This window comes from Neobacillus vireti (assembly GCF_036962465.1).
GTDB lineage: Bacteria > Bacillota > Bacilli > Bacillales > Cytobacillaceae > Neobacillus > Neobacillus vireti_B.
In genome coordinates, this window is record NZ_JBALNF010000069.1 from 4,467 (window position 1) to 26,164 (window position 21,698).

At 41.5% G+C, this 21,698-nt stretch carries 17 protein-coding genes and 1 riboswitch; of the genes, 6 read left to right on the forward strand and 11 right to left on the reverse strand.

Features of this window, described 5'->3' with window-relative positions; translation table 11 throughout:
- Positions 1–398 precede the first annotated feature (398 nt).
- The 10 genes from V7077_RS24335 to V7077_RS24380 form a co-directional block, all read right to left on the reverse strand.
- Positions 399–1,865 (reverse strand): CoA-acylating methylmalonate-semialdehyde dehydrogenase, encoded by a 1,467-nt coding sequence (locus V7077_RS24335; RefSeq protein ID WP_335506738.1) that lies wholly within the window; start codon positions 1,863–1,865, stop codon positions 399–401.
- Positions 1,866–1,922: 57 nt separating this feature from the next.
- Entirely contained in the window at positions 1,923–3,056 is a 1,134-nt protein-coding gene (gene ald, locus V7077_RS24340; RefSeq protein WP_335506741.1) for an alanine dehydrogenase, read from the reverse strand.
- A complete protein-coding gene (locus V7077_RS24345; RefSeq protein WP_335506743.1) occupies positions 3,053–3,298 on the reverse strand; it encodes a hypothetical protein in 246 nt (81 codons plus the stop codon). The genes ald and V7077_RS24345 overlap by 4 nt, the downstream gene beginning before the upstream one ends.
- Before the next feature lie 80 nt (positions 3,299–3,378).
- Positions 3,379–4,797 (reverse strand): dihydropyrimidinase, encoded by a 1,419-nt coding sequence (gene hydA, locus V7077_RS24350; RefSeq protein WP_335506745.1) that lies wholly within the window; start codon positions 4,795–4,797, stop codon positions 3,379–3,381.
- A gap of 39 nt (positions 4,798–4,836) precedes the next feature.
- Positions 4,837–6,123, reverse strand: coding sequence for an NAD-dependent dihydropyrimidine dehydrogenase subunit PreA (gene preA, locus V7077_RS24355; protein WP_335506747.1), 1,287 nt, complete (start codon positions 6,121–6,123; stop codon positions 4,837–4,839).
- A 33-nt stretch (positions 6,124–6,156) separates the two neighbouring features.
- On the reverse strand, positions 6,157–7,533 hold the full coding sequence (locus V7077_RS24360; RefSeq protein ID WP_335506749.1) for an NAD(P)-dependent oxidoreductase: 1,377 nt from the start codon (positions 7,531–7,533) through the stop codon (positions 6,157–6,159).
- A gap of 29 nt (positions 7,534–7,562) precedes the next feature.
- Entirely contained in the window at positions 7,563–8,786 is a 1,224-nt protein-coding gene (locus tag V7077_RS24365; protein WP_335506860.1) for a Zn-dependent hydrolase, read from the reverse strand.
- A 242-nt stretch (positions 8,787–9,028) separates the two neighbouring features.
- On the reverse strand, positions 9,029–10,369 hold the full coding sequence (locus V7077_RS24370) for a hypothetical protein (RefSeq protein WP_335506751.1): 1,341 nt from the start codon (positions 10,367–10,369) through the stop codon (positions 9,029–9,031).
- 178 nt (positions 10,370–10,547) lie between these two features.
- Entirely contained in the window at positions 10,548–11,144 is a 597-nt protein-coding gene (locus tag V7077_RS24375) for a DNA-3-methyladenine glycosylase (RefSeq protein ID WP_335506862.1), read from the reverse strand.
- Positions 11,145–11,173: 29 nt separating this feature from the next.
- The gene (locus V7077_RS24380; RefSeq protein ID WP_335506753.1) at positions 11,174–11,383 is read right to left on the reverse strand and encodes a hypothetical protein; all 210 of its coding nucleotides are present in this window, start codon (positions 11,381–11,383) and stop codon (positions 11,174–11,176) included.
- Positions 11,384–11,665: 282 nt separating this feature from the next.
- A riboswitch (TPP riboswitch) is annotated at positions 11,666–11,774 on the forward strand.
- On the opposite strand from V7077_RS24380, the gene V7077_RS24385 reads away from it, so the two are divergent.
- The 5 genes from V7077_RS24385 (at position 11,759) to V7077_RS24405 (ending at position 15,631) form a co-directional block, all read left to right on the forward strand.
- On the forward strand, positions 11,759–12,508 hold the full coding sequence (locus V7077_RS24385) for a thiamine phosphate synthase (RefSeq protein ID WP_335506755.1): 750 nt from the start codon (positions 11,759–11,761) through the stop codon (positions 12,506–12,508). Its footprint overlaps the riboswitch before it by 16 nt.
- Positions 12,505–13,632 carry a glycine oxidase ThiO gene (gene thiO / locus V7077_RS24390; RefSeq protein WP_335506757.1) on the forward strand — a complete coding sequence of 376 codons (1,128 nt, stop codon included), beginning with the start codon at positions 12,505–12,507 and terminating at the stop codon, positions 13,630–13,632. Before V7077_RS24385 ends, thiO begins: the two co-directional genes overlap by 4 nt.
- Positions 13,633–13,642: 10 nt before the next feature.
- Positions 13,643–13,846, forward strand: coding sequence for a sulfur carrier protein ThiS (gene thiS / locus V7077_RS24395; protein ID WP_335506759.1), 204 nt, complete (start codon positions 13,643–13,645; stop codon positions 13,844–13,846).
- 1 nt (position 13,847) lies between these two features.
- Entirely contained in the window at positions 13,848–14,615 is a 768-nt protein-coding gene (locus V7077_RS24400; protein WP_335506761.1) for a thiazole synthase, read from the forward strand.
- Positions 14,612–15,631, forward strand: a complete 1,020-nt coding sequence (locus V7077_RS24405) for a thiazole biosynthesis adenylyltransferase ThiF (RefSeq protein ID WP_335506763.1) — start codon at positions 14,612–14,614, stop codon at positions 15,629–15,631. The genes V7077_RS24400 and V7077_RS24405 overlap by 4 nt, the downstream gene beginning before the upstream one ends.
- A gap of 77 nt (positions 15,632–15,708) precedes the next feature.
- Here the strand turns inward: V7077_RS24405 and V7077_RS24410 are convergent, their stop codons facing one another.
- Positions 15,709–16,743: a LacI family DNA-binding transcriptional regulator gene (locus V7077_RS24410; protein WP_335506765.1), complete on the reverse strand. Its 1,035-nt coding sequence runs from the start codon at positions 16,741–16,743 to the stop codon at positions 15,709–15,711.
- 326 nt (positions 16,744–17,069) lie between these two features.
- Here V7077_RS24410 and V7077_RS24415 point away from each other — a divergent pair, with 326 nt between their 5' ends.
- On the forward strand, positions 17,070–21,494 hold the full coding sequence (locus V7077_RS24415) for a pullulanase X25 domain-containing protein (protein WP_335506768.1): 4,425 nt from the start codon (positions 17,070–17,072) through the stop codon (positions 21,492–21,494).
- Positions 21,495–21,698: the final 204 nt, after the last annotated feature.

Sequence of the window (21,698 nt, forward strand, 5' to 3'; positions counted from 1 at the left end):
ATTGGACAAATTCATCGGTCTCATAGTCAAACTGTCCTTTAGAACCTTTCTATTGGACAAATTCATCGGGTCTCATAGTCAAACTGTCCTTTAGAACCTTTCTATTGGACAAATTCATTGATCGAGAAGGTTTCTATTTCCTTTTTTCGGGTAATGAACCGCTCTCTCATTGACCGAGGAGGACTCTATTTTCTCTTTTCGGGCAATGAACCGCTCTCTCATTGACCGAGAAGGGCTCTATTTCCTTTTGTCGGGCAATGAACCACTCTTTCATTACCCGGCAGAGAGTTCTAACTAACATTCCTCTTAAGGTCATTGAGAATTTTCTTTCATTGACCTCGCGTTAGACATTCGAATTAGCAGCCATCAACAAAGAATAAGCAACACAGTCTCACATCCTATTGATATCGAGCTGTCACCATTTTCTTTCTTGTATAAAAGTCAAATCCGTCTGTGCCATTTGCATGTAAATCCCCATAAAATGAATCCTTGTACCCGGAAAATGGGAAGAAAGCCATAGGAGCCGGCACCCCTACATTGACTCCGAGCATTCCGGCATCAATGGTTTCCCGGAACTGACGCACGGCGGAAGCACGATCAGTAAATAAGCAGGCCCCGTTCGCAAATGGTGAAGCATTCGCCACTTCAATTGCTTCCGCTAAATCTTTGACTCTAACGATCGAGAGAACCGGTGCAAAAAGTTCATCCTGCCAGATTTTCATCTCTTTCGTAACATGATCGAAAATCGTTGGTCCAACGAAATAGCCGGGACCGTTAACCGCCTCATCCTTTCGCCCATCCCGGACAAGTGTAGCCCCTTGGGTAATACCTGACTCGATATAATTGATCGTACGGGTCTTATTTCCTTCACGAATGACTGGTCCAAGGAAAACCCCCTTGGATAGTCCATTCCCTATTTTGATTTCATCAGCTAAACTAGATAAACGCTGGACCAATTCATCCGCAATACTATCTTCCACAGCAACTACGGCCGCTGCCATACAACGTTCTCCTGCGGAGCCAAAGGCAGCGTTAGTAATTTCTCTTGCCGCAAGCTCCAGGTTTGCATCTTTTAAGACGATGGAATGATTTTTGGCACCAGAAAGTGCTTGGACCCGCTTCAAATTGGCTGTTCCTTTTTTATAAACATATTCGGCAACAGGCTGTGAACCGACAAATGAGATGGCCTTCACGTCTTTATGTTCGAGCAAGCCATTCACCACATCATGTGCACCATTGACAATATTGAGAACCCCACTTGGTAATCCAGCTGCTGTCATTAATTCTGCAAGACGAGCAGCTAAAAGTGGTGTCCGTTCGGATGGCTTTAAGACAAATGTATTTCCACAGGCAATCGCGATCGGGAACATCCAGCATGGAACCATCATCGGAAAATTAAAGGGTGTGATTCCCCCTACCACTCCGAGAGGATAGCGATACATCCCAGATTCCAGATTGGTGGCAATATCGGGCAGCTGTTTACCCATCATTAACGATGGGGCACCAGCTGCAAATTCAACACACTCAATTCCACGCTGTACCTCACCCGCTGCTTCCGATAGAGCCTTCCCATTTTCTATTGTGACCAGCCTCGCCAATTCATCTGAATGTTCCACAAGCAGCTGCTGATACTTAAACAAAATTCGGGCCCGCTTAGGAACAGGTGTCTGTGCCCATGTTTTAAAAGCCGACTTCGCAACGGCAACAGCATCATCGACGTCTTCTTTTGTAGATAGCGGTATTTCAGCAATCGTTTGCCCCGTTGCTGGATTGACAACAAATTCCGTTTTATCAGATTTTGAGTCAACCCATTCTCCTCCAATGTAATTCTTTAAATGCTTGATTCCTTGTGTAAAAGTTGTCATTCAAACGGTCTCCTTTTGATGATATAGGGTTGAATGTTCGATCAGAGCTGTAGCTTATTAAACTGATATACTATCATTATTAATCATTTGATCGATCTTGGTATAACTAAATCCATGGGCATCTGCTACTGCTTTAAAGGTAACTTTTCCACCAATCACATTAATTCCTTTCATTAGAGCAGGTTTGGAAAGTGCGGCAAGAGCAATCCCTTTGTTGGCTATCTCAATACCGTATGGGACGGTTACATTTGTTAAGGCGATGGTTGCCGTTCGAGGGACAGCACCTGGCATGTTAGCAACTGCATAATGAACCACGCCATGCTTTTCATAGGTTGGGCTTGTGTGGGTGGTAATCCGATCAATCGTTTCAATCGAGCCTCCTTGATCGATTGCCACATCAACCACAACTGAACCGGGCTGCATCGTTTTAATCATTTCCTCCGTGACCAGTCTGGGTGCCCGTGCGCCAGGAATAAGAACTGCTCCCACCACCAAGTCTGCTTTTTTAACAACCTCAGAAAGGTTATAAGGATTGGACATAAGTGTCGTTAAATGTCCTTGAAATAGGTCATCTAATTCTCTTAAACGGTTTGCATTAATATCTAGAATGGTTACTTTAGCACCCAGGCCAAGCGCCATTTTCGCTGCATTCGATCCGACTATTCCGCCGCCGATAATGACAACCTCAGCCGGGGCAACACCTGGAACGCCTCCAAGAAGAACCCCTTTACCCCCTTTCGGCTTTTCTAAAAATTGGGCACCGATTTGGATTGACATCCTGCCCGCTACTTCACTCATCGGCATCAACAATGGGAGTAATCCATTTTCTAGTTGAATGGTTTCGTAAGCAATCGCAATTACTTTCTTTTCAATAAGAGCTTTCGTCAGATCATATTCCGGAGCCAGATGGAGATACGTAAATAAGATTAATCCTTCCCGAAAATATTCAAATTCTTCTGGCAGCGGTTCTTTTACTTTCATGACCATATCTGCTGACCATGCTTCTTTCGCAGTTTTAACGATTTTGGCACCGGCAGCCATATATTCCTCGTTCGAGAAACCACTGCCCATTCCCGCCTGGTTTTCAATCCAAATTTCATGCCCATTGGCAATAAATTCAAATACGCCTCCAGGTGTTAATCCCACTCGATTCTCGTTATTTTTAATCTCTTTGGGTATGCCGATAATCATGCTCCTACATCCCTTTCTGGTTGATCGTTTTGTTGTTGAATCAATCTCACGGAAAAATACTTCCGAGCAGCAGGAGTTAATAGGTGGACCGTTTCCCTTTCCATTTCACCATTGCTGTTTTTTTTCTCAAAATAAACATAGGCTCCGCTTAAATTTTCGGTACTATTTTTGATTAGATACCCCTTTTGAATGTAATAATCAACAAGATCCCGTTCTTTTAAAAACTGTTGATAGTCAGACATGATTCTCCTCCCTTTACTTTGCTCCCACTCCGCAAAGGGTTAAGAATCTTTATCCTTAACCCTTTTTTCCTTACAATCTATTACAATGTTACCGTTTTTTCTGATTCTGATTTTTGATTTGAACCATATTTCGCACGTTTTAAAAACTGTCCTGCACCTGGTTTTCCAACAAACTGTTTATCACGGATCACAAACTCACCACGTGAGAGGACAGATACAGGCTCACCAGTTACCCTGATACCTTCGAAGGCATTATAATCAACAGCCATATGGTGCGTTTCAGCTGAAATGACACGATCCACATTTGGATCAAAAATGACGATATCAGCATCAGCTCCTATGGCAATTGTTCCTTTTTTTGGATACAACCCAAATAATTTAGCCGCCTTTGTTGAGGTAATATCAACAAACTGGTTAATGGAAATTCTTCCTTTCTTAACCCCTTCGGAGAACAGAATACTTACGCGGTCCTCAATGATCGGTCCACCATTTGGAATTTTTGAAAAATCACCTTTCCCGAGATCCTTTTGACCAACAAAGTCAAAGGAGCATTGGTCAGAGCCCAAGGTCTGCAGTTGTCCTGTTTTTAAAGCATTCCATAACTCGGCTTGATTCCATTTTTCACGTAATGGAGGCGACCAAACGTATTTTGCTCCTTCAAAATTTGGCTTTTCTAGGTAAGATTGGTCCAAAACCAAATACTGCGGGCACGTTTCCCCCCAAATATCGACGCCTTTACTCCTCGCTTCGGCAATCTTACGGGCAGCTTCGGCACAAGAAACATGGACAACATATAGTTGAGATTTTGCTAATTCTGTTAATGTTGCCGCTCTGCCTGTTGCTTCCGCTTCTACTTCAGGCGGTCTTGTCAGTGCATGATAAACGGGATCGGTATTCCCTTCTTCTAAGGCTTTTTTCACTAAATAATCAATGACATCGCCATTTTCCGCATGTACCATGACGAGTGCGCCAAGGTCCCTTGCAGCAATCAACGTTTTAAAAAGGGTTTCATCATCAGCTTGGAATTGATTTTTATAAGCCATAAATACTTTAAGTGATGTGATACCCTCCTCTTCAATCATTTTAGGTAGCTCAGCCAGCTTTTCATTGTTCATCTCTACAATTTGCAAGTGGAATCCATAATCAATGACGGCTTTATCTTTTGATTTGGCATGCCAGGTATCAACGGCACTTTTCAATGTTGCTCCTTTGGCCGTTAAGCAGAAATCAATGATGGTGGTCGTTCCACCAAAAGCAGCTGCAATCGTACCGGTTTCAAAGTCATCTTTTGTAACGGTTCCACCAAATGGCATATCCAAATGGGTATGGGGATCAATTCCGCCAGGGAATAGGTAACAGCCTTTTGCATCAATAACCTCTGCTCCTGCATCAGGTAAGTTCTCACCAATTTGTGTAACGACTCCATTTTCAATATACACATCGGCTCGATAGGTATCGGATGCCGTTACGACGGTTCCATTTTTGATCACCTTTTTCATAATGAATGCCCCTCCCTATTTTGATAGAAATTGAGTTTATTATTTTTTAACAATATCGGTTTCATAAGTAAGTGCCCCTAGAGCTGCCTGTCGTTCATTCCATGTCATTGGCGGCAGTTCACTTGGTATTTCTATCATGTCAATCGCACCCTCAACCGGGCAGACGATGGAACATAAATTACAGCCGACACAGTCTTCTTCCCTTACCTTTAGGATGCTGTTTCCGTGTTCATCCTTCAGCATATCGATGCATTGATGGGAGGTGTCTTCGCAGGCAATATAACATTTATTGCAATGAATACAAACATCATTATTGATTTTGGCAACCACACTATAATTCAAATCAAGATCGCCCCAGTCAGAATATTTCGGTACCGATTTACCAATTAAATCCATAACAGAGACGACACCTTTATCATCTAAATAATTATTCAATCCTTCAATCATATCCTCAACGATTCTAAAACCATGGTGCATGGCTGCGGTACAAACTTGGACCCCGCTTGCACCCATCAACATGAATTCGACTGCGTTTTGCCAGCTTGAGATTCCACCAATCCCAGAGATTGGAATATTAATCCTAGGATTTCGGGCACACTCCCCCACCATATGTAACGCAATCGGTTTTACGGCCGGCCCGCAGTATCCACCATGAGCACCTTTTCCGGCAACATGCGGGATCGTGTTCCAGGTATCAAGATCGACCCCTGCTAAACTATTAATCGTATTAATCATACTAACGGCATCCGCACCACCACGTACCGCAGCCTCAGCCGTTGCCGTAATATCGGTAATATTCGGTGTGAGTTTTACAATGACCGGAGTCTTTGCTACTTCCTTTACCCAATAGGTTTGTTGTTCAACTAGGGCTGGTACTTGGCCTGATGCAGATCCCATCCCTCGTTCTGCCATTCCATGTGGGCACCCAAAGTTTAATTCAAGACCATCGACACCAACTGCTTCTACCTTTTTTACGATCTCATGCCATTTTTCTTGCTTAGGCTCTACCATTAACGAGGCGATGATGGCGTGATGGGGGAAACGCTTCTTAGTTTCGGCTATTTCTTTAAGGTTCACCTCTAGTGGGCGGTCGGTAATCAGTTCAATATTGTTAAAACCAGCTACCTTTTGTCCGTTAAAGCTGACGGCTGCAAATCGGGAGGTCGTATTGATAATAGGCTCTCCCAATGTCTTCCAAACGGCACCTCCCCAGCCGGCCTCAAATGCACGTTGGACTTGATATCCTGAGTTTGTCGGGGGAGCTGAAGCAAGCCAAAATGGATTAGGTGATTTTATTCCAGCTAAATTAATCCTTAAATCTGCCATAAACCTACCTCCTTTTATTCTTTATCCGTAAGGCTAAGCAGTTTCAATAACCGAAGAATTCAGGAATTGATGAATGGCATAAGCACTTTCTTTCCCTTGTTGGACTGCCGTTACGACCATCGCATCCCCCTGTAGTCCCTTTCCATAAATAACATCGCCACACGCAAACACCTTCTGATTGGAAGTTTGATAGGTTGTGGGATGAATCTTGACAACGCCTTCGTTATGCTCTAACTGAAACTGTTCGATTAGTTCCACATATCTCGATTGGCCATTTGCTTTAATGACCGCATCGACTGCAAGGATAAATTCAGTTCCTTTGATTGGAACAGGGCGCCGGCGGCCATCCTCGCCTGGTTCTGTCAACTTCATGTTAATACATTCAATTCCGGTTACATTCCCTAACTCATCACCTAAAATCCCAACAGGTGCTGTAAGCCATCGGAATTCAACTCCATCTTGTTTGGCGAATTCATATTCAAACTCATAAGCAGTCATTTCTTCCCTTGTTCGCCTGTAGAGGATTTTGACATTGTCAGCACCGAGGCGGACGGAATTGGTTGCTGCATCAATAGCGGTGTTTCCAGCCCCAATTACGGCAACTTTTTTACCTAGAAGCTGAGTAGTAAGTGGTTTTGTTTTCGTTTCTTTAACAAATTCAATCGCGTCAAACACTCCTGTTAAATCCTCGCCATCTATCCCCAATTCCGGAACTTTGGACATGCCAATTGCGAGAATAATGGCATCATATTTTTTCATAATTTCTTCAACAGCTATATCTTGCCCAACTCTTGTGCCGGTGCGGATCTCAACATTTAAGCTCTCAATCTGTTTTACTTCCCAGTAGGAGATGTTAAGTGGCAGTCGAAATGGCACGATTCCATAGGTGTTTAACCCTCCGGCCTTATCTTCTGCTTCAAAAATAGTAACCTTAAACCCAAGCAGTGCTAGTTCCCTTGCAGCAGACAATCCAGCAGGCCCCCCGCCAACAATTGCCACGCTTTTTCCATTTTCCTTTCCAGCAGTAAACAGGGATTGTTCATTCTGGATCGCCCAATCGGTCGCATATCGCTGCAGGTGACCAATCATAATGGGCTTGGTAGAATGGTTCAGGACGCAGGCTCCCTCGCATAATTCCTCTGTCGGACAAACGCGGGAACAACTAGCTCCAAGCGGATTTGCCGTTAGAATCGTTTTGACAGAGCCTTTTAAATTCCCAGAAGCGATTTTCTTAATAAATGACGGGATATCAATTCCTGTGGGACATGCATTTATACAAGGTGCATCGTAGCAATATAGACATCGATTGGCCTCTTCAACCGCTTCCTGCTTGGTTAATCCAGGGACTATTTCTTGAAAATTCAGACTCAAATCTTCAGATGAAATTTTCGATTGATTGTTAACACCCAATTGCCAAAACCTCCTTTAAAGATAGTTGATTAAAATGTCAAAACCGTTTCCAACAGGACATTTACTCCCTTGGCACAATCCTCCCAAGTAGTAAGCTCTTCTTCACAATGACTCTTTCCATTGATACTTGGAACAAAGACCATAGCCGTCGGAATATAACTTGCTAGAAATTGAGCGTCATGACCGGCGCCGCTATCCATTCTTTTATAGGAGTAGTTTAATGTCTTAGCAGCTTTTTCTAATAAATTGCATAGATCATCATCAAATAAAACGGTAGAACGATCCCATAATTTCTCGGTTCGAATATCACAGCCTTCATTTGCAGATAATTGTGTAAGACCAACGATAATCTCCTCTACTCGCTGGATTACCACTGAATCTTTGTGTCTAGCCTCTAGTGAAAAAACTACTTTATTAGGAATAACGGTATGGATGTTTGGCAGGACATTCATACGTCCCATGGTGAAAACTAAATCCTTATCCAGAGCCCTTAGCTTTTGACGGGCCTCGTTAATTAAGTTATTTGCCGCAAAAAGAGCATCCTTCCTCATGTCCATCGGAGTGGTCCCGGCATGGTCCGATTCCCCCGTTACGGTGATTTCATAACAAACCATTCCCAGCACGCATTCCACTACCCCGATTGATAAAGATTCCCGTTCAAGGATCGGTCCTTGTTCGATATGTAATTCTAAAAAGGCCGCAGCTTTCTTTAAACGAGATTGCTCCTTACCAACGTAGCCAATCGACTGTAATGCATCTTTAAACGTGATACCATCGACATCCTTTTTCTGCAGCATAGTGGCTTTATCGAATTTACCCGACAATACGCCAGAGGCCATCATCGATGGTTCAAATCTGGCACCTTCTTCGTTTGTGATATCGGCAACGACAAGAGGAATCCTAGGCTTAACATTATTTTCAACCAACGCCCGAGCCACTTCTAAACCAGCGACTACCCCTAATACGCCATCAAATCGTCCGCCTTTTTTGACTGAATCTAAATGTGAGCCGATTACTAGCGGCGGCTTATCTTCAATTCCTGCTAATGTCGCATAAATATTCCCCATATCATCGATTTCAACTAGCATCCCTAACTTCTTACAGCAAGAAATAAAGTAATCTCTCGCTAAACGATCCTCCTCCGATAGGGCTAAACGAGTTACACCATTGTTTTCGGTTCGGCCGAAATTGGCAAATTGCTCAAGCGTGGACTGTAATCTTTCGGCACTGATTAAAATTTTTTGTTGTTCCATCATCTAATCTCATCCCCTTTCCTCTCTTTTAGCTGTCTGCAAAGACTTTCTTATCCTATTGTATTAATCAAACATCTCCTCCTATTTGCTATGCTTTAACCTAATGTCTTTTATATGTCTTTAATTTACGTTCTAGATTGATTATCTTCCTTACACGAAATATGTTCCATTATCTGGTAAGGACATCTAACATAATTATTTACGATAACGTCTATTTTTCCTTGAAATCATTCGAGTAAATGTTAGGGCGTTAACAAGTATGGATCAAGCTTTGTCTTTCCTTCTTCATTCACAAGTTTTGCTAATTCTGTAAAATCAATTTCATACACAATCCGTGGCCGCCCTTTTTGATGTAAGGATTCTTTTCCAATGATATTTGCAATCTTCTTTTCACATAAATTTTTTAAAATTCTTGCTGCATGGCGTTCACTAGTATTCATACCGATACTTAATTCCCTTGTGGTAACTTCCTTTTTTTGCATCATTGTCAACCATGCATAAAATTTACGAACTGTTAATGAATTTTGCTGATTATCATTAGATTTTTGCAGGGGATAATTCACCGTTTCTACCGTTCCAAGTGGTCCATAAATCCTTTTGTCTGCATCAATTAAAAAACTGCTCCCCTTCTTCTGTCTGACTGAAAATTCAAGAGCATTTCTTGCATTGTAAGCAGCACTTTCAGCGGTATTTCCATAGCCAATTCCAAGATTAACCGTAACGGCAAAAAGTTCGTTTAATTCTTTTAGAAAGGAGAAATCGCTCCATTTCTTCGTTACTTTTTCAAAAACACCGCGGGTTGTATAAAGTGTAATGATCTTGCTATCCGATAAATTGGTGCTTGAAAACAGCAGGTTTCCAAATTCTACGATTCTTTCTTTTATAAAATGACATTCTTTTTGAAATCGGTCATTCCGTTCCTTTTTGTCATGGATCAGCTGAAACTGGAGGACCGTAATTTGAGCTTCCTCTTGTTTTTGATTCAGCCCACTTAGCACCGCTTTACGTAATGTATCTCGGATATTGGCATTTGTGTGTCTGATTAGAAAGACGGGTATATTTAAGAACTTTAATCTTTCATAGACAGAATTTAGCGTGGTAGCAATCACCTGTACTTTTCCCTCTTTCCATAAGTTCAAGTGATAGTTAGCTAATCCATCACTATCCACTGTTTCTTCGTTAAAGGTGATTAATCGATAGGGGATTCGAGAGATCCCCATTTCCTCATAGATTTCTTCTACGTAATGGGGTTCGACAATATCAAAACTAATGATTGGATAGTGATGGTACATCTCATAAACCTCTAATAAAAGGCGATAGATATCCGAGCCTTCAAACGGAATATAATAGGAGATTACATCCAAGGGGATCGTTTCTTTTGCAATAAAAAAAGGTGTTGGACCAGCAAAAATATAGATATCCTTCGGTTCGTGGTGTTCCCGAACTAATTTTGCTGATTCCTCTACCTTTTCATAGAAAAGTGATTGTGTTTTAAGTTCATTAAATTCTGAGGCAATCTTGCTTATTTTATTGACTAACGGTTTTGGTCCGACAATGACTACTGTCAGTTTTATCAGTATCACCTCCTGTTCAATAGTAATGAAGCATCTACACTTGTGACTTAACTAGCTCGTTAGCCTGATTATCTTTAGTCTGTTTAAAATAATCCATCACTTTGAAATAAAAGCTCACATTGAAATTTATGTAAACGGATACATTTTAGAACAAAAAAACTGATCCCTTTTCAAGGTAACGAAAGGGTCAGGTCTTTTGATGTCTTGAAACATATTTATTATTCGTCACCCAGAAACGCCATGGATAGTCCTTTGCTTCACCAGAGTTGTTAATTCCAATCCTTTTTCCAGCTGATATACTTTCCGGACAGATGCCCCTTGCAATAAATAAAGGGGAAGAAGTCAGGGCATGCCCGTAATCCTCGATTGTAATGCCCATTGATTTTGTCAATTTGCCGGGGCCGTTTGTCAGATTGGTTAGTACTTCGATTCCTCTTCTTCTTTTCATAAGTTCGATACCGATCACCGGCTCAAGGGCTCGGACCAATACCGCCTCAGGTTTTTCTTCACCGCCGCTAACCACATTGAAAAGGCAATGGGTATGCATTAAATACGTATAAACTAGACCCGAACGCTGGAACATCACTTCTGTTCTTTTCGTGCGTCTATTTTGATAGCTGTGGGCAGCCCTGTCTCCAGGTCCTATGTAAGCCTCTGTCTCAACAATATAACCTGCCGTCATTCCTTCGGCCGTTTCTTTTACCAGCAGGCAGCCGAGTAATGCCCTCGCCAGTTCAAGAGTTGGCTGGTTATAAAACTCCGCAGGTAACGGATCCATTTCCATTAACGTATCTTCCACGCCTTCATCACTCCTTATAAAGGCTTATCTTTCTCTGTTATAAACCATCCATCAGGTTTTCTCTCAATATGAAACAAATTTTCATCAAACTTTTTTCTAAGCAATTTATACTCCTCATTTTCGAATTTCACCTGTGTTACTTTAATTTTCTTTAAGGTTATTTCTGGTTTCTCGACTTCAAAAATCAGGTCGTCTATTACAAAAAAAGTTTTCCGATGTTTCATTTTTTCCACTCCTTCCCCTTATCAATACATACGTATATAATTTGTTAAAAATGAAAAATATCCTTGTTAAATTTCTATAAAATAAGCGGAATTTTATATGAGTGGCTATCCTGGTAATGGCCAAGGTGGAGCCATTACCTATTCATTATACGCTAATTCAGAAAAAAAGCTTTACCGTAGACAGTAAAAGATACAGACCTATTACAAAATAAATTTATTTGACATTTCAATCAATGTTGATAATATTATACATGCAGGTAATGATTACAAATTAATAGGAAAAAAATCCGCTAGAGGTGCCTTTTTAAAGGGCTGAGATTGAAGTACTACTTCGGGACTCTATGAACCTGATCTGGGTTATACCAGCGTAGGGAAGTGGAAAACAAGATATTTGAATGCGCCATTATTCCCTTTCAAATGATCAAACCACTTTCTAAACATCGGAAAGTGGTTTTTTGTTTTTCACTTGTTCAATTAGCGGAATCTTCTAAAGAGGTGACGCGAATTTTAACAAAGATTAACGAGTTACATATTATTTCGAACGGTAAAATGCCAATCGAGCAGTTACGGGAGATTTTAATCGATATATACCCATATGTGACATCTATTCACTTACGAGAAAAGCAAAAAACAGCACGGGAACTTTTTCAAGCCGTTAATTTGCTATCTAAGGACATCCCGCTTTCAAAAATAATAATAAATGACAGGGTGGATGTTGCTTTCGCTGCAAAAACGGCAGGGGTCCAATTAGCCTATCATAGTTTGGATCAAGCGATTGTAAAAAAAGAGTTTCCAAGTTTAAGAGTAGGAAGTTCCATTCACTCTTATCAGGATGGAGAAAACGCTCTGCGGGATGGTGCCGATTACGTTCTGTTCGGCCACGTCTACCCTTCCCGCTCTAAACCAGGCAAGACACCGAAAGGAATAGAGGAATTATCAAAGGTAGCTAAACTGCCTATTCCGGTCATTGCCATTGGCGGAATCACACCTGAAAATACAAAATCAGTCATCGAAGCCGGCGCAAATGGTATTGCAGTAATGTCAGGTGTCTTAGATTCAAGCGATCCTATATTGGCAGTAAAAGCATATGTACATGCATTAAAAGATGGAGATGGTAAAAGGTGAAAAATTCATTTGATGTTGCCATTATTGGAGGCGGAATAAACGGGAGTTCCATTGCCTATCAACTTTCTAAGCTTGGTAAAAAAGTGGTTTTGATTGAGAAGAACCTTTTGGCTTGTGAAGCATCCAGTGCCGCTGCCGGAATGTTGGCCGCACAAGCAGAGATTGAAGATGATGGTCCCCTTTTTCAATTAGCTTTAAAAAGCCAGGCAATGTTTTCTTCCCTCTCTAACGAGTTATTTGAGCTTACCGGAATCGATATTGAGTTTGTTCGTAAAGGCATGATTAAAATTGCCGAAACAGAAGAAATAGCAAAAGAAGGTAAACAACAAGCAGCGTTTCAACGACTTTGGGATCCAGAAATAGAATGGCTCGATTCTCACAGTTTACGAGAATTGGAACCCTCCCTTTCCTGTAATATTGCTGGCGGGATGTTCATCCCTAATGATGGTCATGTCCAACCAGCTAAATTATCGAAGGCTTTTGCAATGGCCGCTGAACAATTCGGGGCGACCATACTGGAAAACACAGAGGTATATTCATTCAACTACGAAAATGACCGAGTCAACGGAGTTAAAACCATTTTAGGAAACATCGATTGTAACCAGGTTGTCCTTGCCACCGGGGCATGGGCTTCAAAGCTAATGCATGAAACCGGTCTGGATATATCAGTTTATCCAGTCAAAGGGGAATGCTTTTCTGTTAAGACAGAGAAACCGATTATAAACAGAACTATTTTTTCGGATAAGCGATGTTACCTGGTCCCAAAACGCAATGGTGAAATCTTTATTGGCGCTACCCAAATTGATCACACATTTGATAAAAGAGTAACACCAAGCGGGATTGCTACATTAGTGGAAAGAGCCAGTCAATTGGTTCCACAAATCATGGATGCTCCATGGGAGCGGGTTTGGGCTGGTGTTAGGCCTCAAACTGGGGATGGCCTCCCCTACATTGGTGAACATCCATTATGGAAGGGATTGTTCATCGCAGCGGGCCATTATCGGAACGGAATATTGTTAAGCCCGGTTACAGGTACGCTTATGGCGGATTTATTGGATGGCAGACCAAATGAAAACCTGCTCTCGGCTTTCCGAATTGACCGACATAAAGCATTGGTGGATTAGGGGGTTAAACATGAACGTTTTATTAAATGGAGAGTTTATTACATTACCAGATGACATTATTTCAGTTTTAGATTTACTTACACATTATGAAGTCCATGATAAAGTCGTTGTCGTCGAAATTAACGGTGAAATTTTAACTAGTGAAAGTCACCCATGTACTAGATTATCAGATAAAGATCGAATCGAAATTGTCCATTTTGTAGGAGGCGGTTGAAATGTTAAGAATAGGTCCATTATCATTTAATTCTCGTTTATTGCTTGGAACTGGGAAGTACCCAAGCTTTGAAATCCAAAAGGAAGCGGTTGAAGTTTCTAAAGCTGAGATTCTAACGTTTGCTGTACGGCGAATGAATATCTTTGAATCAAGCCAGCCTAATTTTTTAGAGCAGCTGGATACCAATAAATATACGATGCTGCCGAATACAGCTGGGGCAAAGACTGCCGCAGAAGCCGTGCGGATTGCTAAACTCGCAAAAGCTTCCGGTCTCTGTGACATGATTAAAGTCGAAGTGATTGGCTGTGATAAAACACTGCTTCCTGATCCAATCGAAACGCTTAGGGCAACAGAAGAGTTAGTAAAAGAAGGATTTATTGTCCTCCCTTATACTTCTGATGATGTCGTCTTAGCAAGGAAACTACAAGAAGCAGGGTGCCATGCGGTCATGCCAGGAGCCTCTCCAATTGGTTCTGGTCAGGGAATTATCAATCCAGTAAACCTTAGTTTTATTATCGAACAAGCAGTGGTTCCGGTTATTGTAGATGCAGGTATTGGTTCCCCTGCCGATGCTGCATTGGCCATGGAATTAGGAGCAGATGGTGTCTTATTAAATACAGCTGTTTCAGCAGCAAAAGACCCGGTAAAAATGGCCAAAGCGATGAGTTTGTCGATTGAAGCCGGTCGCTTAGGCTATGAAGCTGGACGGATTGAGAAAAAACGGTACGCTGCTGCCAGCAGTCCAAAAGAAGGAATGAGTATCGGGTGAATAATCGGTACTCACGCCAAGAACTTTTCCCTCCAATCGGAAAAAGCGGTCAGGAAAAAATATCAACGAAACATGTTCTAGTCATCGGTACTGGGGCACTTGGATCCGCATGTGCCGAAGCACTTGTCCGATCCGGAATTGGTCAGCTAACCATCGTTGACCGGGACTATGTTGAATGGTCCAATTTACAACGGCAGCAATTGTATACAGAAGAAGAGGCCGAAAATAGATTACCCAAAGTCATTGCTGCTAAAAATCGATTAACAGCGATTAATTCTTCTGTGGTTATCGAGGCCATCATCGCTGACGCGTCTGGTTTAGAGCTTGAAGAATGGGCTAAACAAGTCGATCTTATTATTGATGCAACGGATAATTTTGAAACAAGAATGATGATTAATGATGTTTCGCAAAAGATTGGCGTTCCATGGATTTACGGTGCTTGCGTTGGAAGCTATGGAATCTCCTACACCATTATTCCTGAAAAAACCCCTTGCCTAACTTGTTTATTAGACACAGTTCCACTAGGAGGATTAACCTGTGATACGGCTGGAATTATCAGTCCAGCTGTGAGCATGGTTGTTTCTTATCAAATCAGTGAGGCTTTAAAAATTTTGGTTGGCGACCTGGATTCATTGCGAAACAAACTGGTTTCCTTTGATTTGTGGAAAAACCAACATAGTGCCATAAAAGTAGATAAATTAAAAAAAGTGGATTGTCCTTCTTGTGGGCAACACCGCTCCTATCCCTATTTGTCGTTTGAGAATCAAACAAAAACAGCGGTATTGTGTGGGCGAGATTCCGTTCAGATACGCCCTTCCCTTTCTATTGCCCGGGATTTAGAGGCATTAGAAAAAGTATTAGTGAAACAAGGGGGAAACGTCCAGCGAAATCCTTACCTCCTATCGTTTAATGTAGATTCTCACAGATTGGTCGTTTTTAAAGACGGTAGAGTTTTAATACATGGAACGAAGGATATATCGGAAGCAAAGGCGCTATATCATAGATATTTAGGATAAAAAGAACGTAAAAAAATTAGAGGGCCCTTCTAAACCCGTGACTAAAAAACGGTGTTTTAGAAGGAAACCTCTATCTCTTAGTTGTTTGAAGTATTGATTGGACTGCATGATGAGCGTTCAACCAATTTATGTGAAACAATAATGCGTTTAACAGGTTCTGAACTATATTCTATTTTTTGGATTAAGCTCCTTGATGCTTCAATTCCAAGCATTAAAATATTAATATCCATGGAAGTTAAAGGCGGCTTTGACATTTCTGACAGCAGGATATTATTAAAGCTAACAACTGAGATATCATCTGGAACTTTGATTTTTAATTCATCTAACTTATTAAGGACTCCCAGCGCCATAAAATCATCAGCCACTAAAAGTGAGGTAGGCCGCTCAGGAAGTGCCATTAACTCACTAACTGCTTCTTGGCCCCCTTCCCTTAAGAATTCCTCATGTTTGATATATTCACCAATTATCGGAATGTTTGCCTCCTTTAAAGCTTGTTTATAGCCATTTAAACGATCTACGGTTACCGTTAGATCCGTGCTGCCGCCAATAAAGGAAATTTTCTGATGTCCAAGTTTAATCAGGTATTTGGTAGCCTCTTTCATGGCACCAACATTATCATTATCAACGTGTGCAATTTCTTCTGTATATTTAGCTGGTTTTCCAATCACTATAAAAGGAAAATTCATTTTTCTTAAGTACTTGATGACCTGATCCTCCACTTTAGAATGTAAGAGAATCATCCCATCTACGCGTTTACCTTGAACCATTTCAATAACTGCTTCAAAAGTTTCTTGTTCTGATCTTCCTGTAGTCATTTGCAAGGCATACCTTTTTTCGTGTGCCCCCTCGCTAATCCCCTGTAATACCGTCGAAAAAAAAGGATTTTGGAAAACAACATCCCCAGAGCTTGGCATTACAAGTCCAATTGTTTGGGTTGTTTTACTAGAAAGACTTCTGGCATTCAGGTTAGGATGGTACCCAAGCTCCTCCATCACTTTTTTGACTTTTCGTTTCGTTGCTTCACTAATTCTCGGATTATCAGCAATTACTCTTGAAACCGTAGAAGGGGCAACATTTGCCATCTTTGCGACCTCTTTTATTGTTACCGTCATATATTTCACTCTTCTTAATAGGGATTTTATTTAATTTTATCATAACAGAAATAGTACTTTGGTAGCACCATAAAAAGCCAAGCACATTGGGCTTCGTATCTTTTAAATTAAAATTACCAGCCGTTAACAGAAATTTTTGACTATTAACCTAATTTTCTATTGAATTAAACCTCCAAAAATAGTATTATTTGAATGTGAAAACGGTTGCACAACTCTTACATTCATTTGCATAGATTCTCCTTCATACTTCTTAGGAGGATTTTTATATCACCTTTTGTGCAAACGATTTCGCAAAACAATTGAGCATAGGGGAAAGGGGTTATTCGATGAAAAAGAAGCAGCGCACACTGCTGTCGCTTGTCACCATTACCGGATTAATACTCCAGCTGTTAACAGGTCTCTCAAGTGAAACTGTAAAGGCAGCAGAAACGTCAGCTAAGCAGGTTGTACTTGTTGGAAACTTGCAAACCGCTTTAGGAAATCCAGGGGATTGGGATCCATCATCCACCATTACTAAAATGACCGACAAAGGAAATGGTCTCTATACCTTAACTGGTACATTACCAGCCGGTACATATGAGTACAAGATCGCCATCGGCGGCAGCTGGAATGAAAATTACGGAGAAGGCGGCGCTCCCGGAGGGAACAATATTAAACTATCTCTAACTGAACAAAAAGAGGTAACCTTTTACTACAATGATATCACCCACTCCATTGCCGACAGCAGCCATTACACTCCATTAACTGGAGACAAACAGCCACGTATTGCTGGAACCATCCAGCCTGCCATTCAGGCCGGTTCAGCATGGAGCCCTGCCGATTCAACTGCATTGCTAACAGATGATCATTTTAACAATATCTACTCTTTCACCACAAAGGTACCCCGAGGCAGCTATGAATACAAAATTGTTCTGGGCAAGGACTGGACGGAGTCTTACCCATCTTCCAATGAAAAACTAAATGTACTAGCAGATACAACAATCACATTTTTTTATAACCAGCAAACAAATGAAGTTTATACAGATTACAGACCAGCTGGGTCTGATGGTTTAATTGATAAGTCTGCCCTATCTCATGATTCATGGGACAAAGTATACCGGACGCCTTTCGGGGCAGTACCTGCACAGCAACCTGTAATGATGCGCGTATCCGCTAAGAAGGGTGATCTGACAAGGGCGAATCTATATGTAAAAAACTATAATACAGGAACATCAAATGTCATTTCTATGAAGAATGCCGGCTGGACCGACACAACCGATAATGGGCCTCTTGAGTTTTGGGAAGCCTCATTCACCCCTTCTGAAAAAGGCATCTATGGATATAAATTCATGGTTGGGGATCAAGATGCTACTGCCGAATATGGTGAAGATACACAGGAAGGCCATACTGGAAAAGCAGAAGATAAAAATGCAGGACTTTTCCAATTGACCGTTTACGACCCTGCTTACAAAACACCGGATTGGATGAAAGAAGCTGTTGTTTATCAAATCTTTCCGGACCGATTTAATAATGGAAACAAAGCGAACGATCATGTGAAGGACAAAATTGGCGCACGTGGCAGCCAGCCAATCGAACATCCAGCTTCTTGGAACTCATTGCCGGATAATCCATATGAACAAGGTACTGGAACATACACGGGGGATGGAGAGTTTACCAACGACTTTTTTGGCGGTGATCTTGCCGGTATTAAAGCGAAGCTTGATTATCTGCAGTCTCTTGGCGTTAATACCCTGTATTTAAATCCCATCGCACTTGCACCATCCAATCATAAATATGATGCTACCGATTATAAACAGGTCGATCCGATGTTTGGAACACAGAAAGAATTCGAGGATTTCGCAAAGGAATTATCAAAACGTCACATGCACCTTATTTTAGATGGAGTCTTTAATCATGTTTCCGACGATTCTATCTATTTTGACCGCTACAACAAATATAAAACCGCAGGTGCTTATGAATATTGGTCCCGTATTTATGACTTGATGAATCAAGAAAAATTGACAGAATCAGCAGCCAAATATAAAGCTAAGAAGCAATTAATCGCCGAAGGCCAGACCTTTAGTCCATACGGCTTTGAAAACTGGTTCGATATCAAAAACGAAAAGGTAGACAACGAAAAAGTTAACGGCGTTTCAACAGGTAAGCATTATAAATATGACGATTGGTGGGGCTATGATAGTCTGCCTGTGTTTAAATCAGTGGACGGTACGAAGGTCGACCACCCAAGTGAACTTAACAACACACAATTAGCGAATTATATTTTTTATGACAAAGATTCTGTTGCCAAAACGTGGATTGATCAAGGTTCCTCTGGCTGGCGTCTCGATGTGGCCAATGAAGTGGACAGCTCCTTCTGGCAGGAATTCCGCAAGCAAATGAAATCCAAGGCGATGACCGGAGCAGGAAAAACACTTCAAAAAGAGGAAGAACCCCTTATTTTAGGTGAAATTTGGGATGATGCATCCAAGTATTTCTTAGGAGACCAATATGATTCTGTTATGAACTATCGGTTCCGCGGAGCCATCTTAGATTACTTAAAAAACGGTAATGCCGCTAATGCGGAGAACACCCTTCTCGCTGTACAAGAGGATTATCCAAAAGAAGCATTTTATGCCCTTATGAACCTAATGGGATCACATGATACTGCCCGGGCCATTTTCCTGTTAGGAAATGGAACAGATACGTATTACCGCGCAGAACAAGACCCGAACTATAATTATAATGAAGGGGTTAAGCGACTGAAGCTGGCATCCATACTTCAAATGGGCTATCCAGGAGCACCGACCATTTATTATGGAGATGAAGCAGGCCAGACAGGGTCGAAGGATCCAGACGACCGCAGGACCTTTCCTTGGGGAAAGGAAGACAAGTCCCTCATTACCCATTATCAAAAAATTGGTCAAATCCGGAAAGAAAATGCCGATCTATTTTCTTATGGGGATTTACACCACATTTATGCTAAAGGCGATGTATTAGCTTATGTTCGGACTAAAGGGGTAAAATCTGGCCTTGTCATTATTAATAGAGGGAAAAACTCTCAAACGGTCGAGATCGATACAAAAGAACTGCTAGGGAATGGTCTTCGTTTTGTTGATCAATTAGATAAAAAATATGAAGCTGCTACAAAGGATGGTAAATTGAGCTTAACTGTACCGGCTGAATCAGGCCGAATGCTAGTGTCTGTTAATGAAGTAAAACAGCCAGTTTCCGTAAAAACTGTAACCGGAACAGCAGGTTCAAAAAAGGTCCAGTTAAACTGGTCAGGAACAAGTGCCAAATACAATGTTTATCAATCTACAGTATCTGGCGGTTTATGGACAAAAGTTCAAGAAACAACTGATCCATCTGTAACCCTTTCTAACTTAGATAATGGCCGGACCTATTATTTTGCTGTTACGTCTGTGGATGGAAATGGGAATGAATCTGTTCCTGTTGCTACTTCCGGATTAGTCCCTCACTACGACGTGTCCAATGCCAGCATCAAAGATCTGGCTGGATTAGAAAATGGGGAACTGAATCTTGCTCAAGCCTCAACTGTAAAAGCAACTTTTTACTTGTCTGGCGCGACAGAAACAGGAGCGGCTGAAGGAGTGACAGCTGAGCTTCAAGTAAGGCTAAAAGGCCAAACTACATGGCAATCCTCCCCTGCCCTATATAATGGCCAGACACAAGATGGTGCGGCAAATGAGTTTCAAGGAAACTTCACGGCCTTTGAAGCGGGCACGTATGAATACCGATTGGCCTTTACGCCAGATCTTGGAACAACCTGGGTATACTCAACAACAGGTGAAGTAACCTATATTCATAGTACATCTGATACGACCCCTCCAGCTAAACAAGTTGTATTAGATACACCAGTGAAAGAGTCTGGTCAGGTTAACCTAACCTGGAAATTATCGGAGCCAGATCAGCCATTTAAAACGCTCATCTACAGAGACGGCCAAGTTCTTACCACCTTAAACGGGGATGCTGCCTCTTTCCGCGATTATCAGGTAGCAAATGGCACTGCCTATAAGTATCAAATCCGTGTCTTTGATCAGGCGGGTAATTCTGTAGCTTCAAATACCGTAAGTGTGACACCGGAAATTGTCATGGTTCAAGTGACCTTTAAGGTGCATGCACCGGATTACACTCCATTGTCCGCTCAAGTCAATATACCTGGCAGCCTAAATGGATGGAATACAGGCGCTTGGTCGATGAGCCGAAATGGTGCTGTTACACCAGATTGGGAATATACGATGGAGTTAGAAGAAGGAACCGAGCTCACTTATAAATATGTAAAAAATAATTCCTGGGATCAGGAAGGTCTAACAGACCATACTCCAAACGATCCTTCTGATGACGATATAAGCTACTATGGTTATGGTGCCCAAGGAACGGATATGAAGATTGTTATTACCAATCAAGGCAACAACAAAATGGTTGTCCAGGACACCATCCTGCGCTGGATTGATATGCCACTAGTGGTTAGTCAAATCAGTGTGAGTGGTTCGACGATGACGGTAACTGGAAATGCGATTAAAGGCGCAGACTTGACTATCAATGGAGAAAAAGTGACAGTGGGCAAGGATATGAATTTCACACAATCCTTCACACTCCAAGCCGGTCAAACTTCTGTACCTGTTCACATCGAGCCTTCTACCGAAACAAAGTCAACAATTTTTAAAAGTGATGGCGGATCCATTAATAAAAATACGAAGAACTATTTGATTGATGTCTCCGGAAAAACCATAAGTGAAGTGAAAAATTAGGATAGAAAGAGGTCTGCCAGGTGCGGCAGACCTTTTTTCATGTATTTAATTGGGAAAAGATGAGGTCTTTTTACTCTAGTCGGACGGTTGATTAAATAGTAATCTTACAACTAGACAAGAATAAGAATTGGATTTATTAACCAAAATAAGGTATCCATTTCTTTTCGACACGATTTTTCAAATTACATAAGGCGGAAGAAGGTA

Coding starts and splice junctions, on each gene's coding strand:
- V7077_RS24335 (WP_335506738.1), bottom strand. CDS start 1,865: ATGACAACTTTTACACAAGGAATCAAGCATTTAAAGAATTACATTGGA.
- ald (WP_335506741.1), bottom strand. CDS start 3,056: ATGATTATCGGCATACCCAAAGAGATTAAAAATAACGAGAATCGAGTG.
- V7077_RS24345 (WP_335506743.1), bottom strand. CDS start 3,298: ATGTCTGACTATCAACAGTTTTTAAAAGAACGGGATCTTGTTGATTAT.
- hydA (WP_335506745.1), bottom strand. CDS start 4,797: ATGAAAAAGGTGATCAAAAATGGAACCGTCGTAACGGCATCCGATACC.
- preA (WP_335506747.1), bottom strand. CDS start 6,123: ATGGCAGATTTAAGGATTAATTTAGCTGGAATAAAATCACCTAATCCA.
- V7077_RS24365 (WP_335506860.1), bottom strand. CDS start 8,786: ATGGAACAACAAAAAATTTTAATCAGTGCCGAAAGATTACAGTCCACG.
- V7077_RS24375 (WP_335506862.1), bottom strand. CDS start 11,144: ATGGAAATGGATCCGTTACCTGCGGAGTTTTATAACCAGCCAACTCTT.
- V7077_RS24380 (WP_335506753.1), bottom strand. CDS start 11,383: ATGAAACATCGGAAAACTTTTTTTGTAATAGACGACCTGATTTTTGAA.
- thiS (WP_335506759.1), top strand. CDS start 13,643: ATGAACGTTTTATTAAATGGAGAGTTTATTACATTACCAGATGACATT.
- V7077_RS24400 (WP_335506761.1), top strand. CDS start 13,848: ATGTTAAGAATAGGTCCATTATCATTTAATTCTCGTTTATTGCTTGGA.
- V7077_RS24410 (WP_335506765.1), bottom strand. CDS start 16,743: ATGACGGTAACAATAAAAGAGGTCGCAAAGATGGCAAATGTTGCCCCT.
- V7077_RS24415 (WP_335506768.1), top strand. CDS start 17,070: ATGAAAAAGAAGCAGCGCACACTGCTGTCGCTTGTCACCATTACCGGA.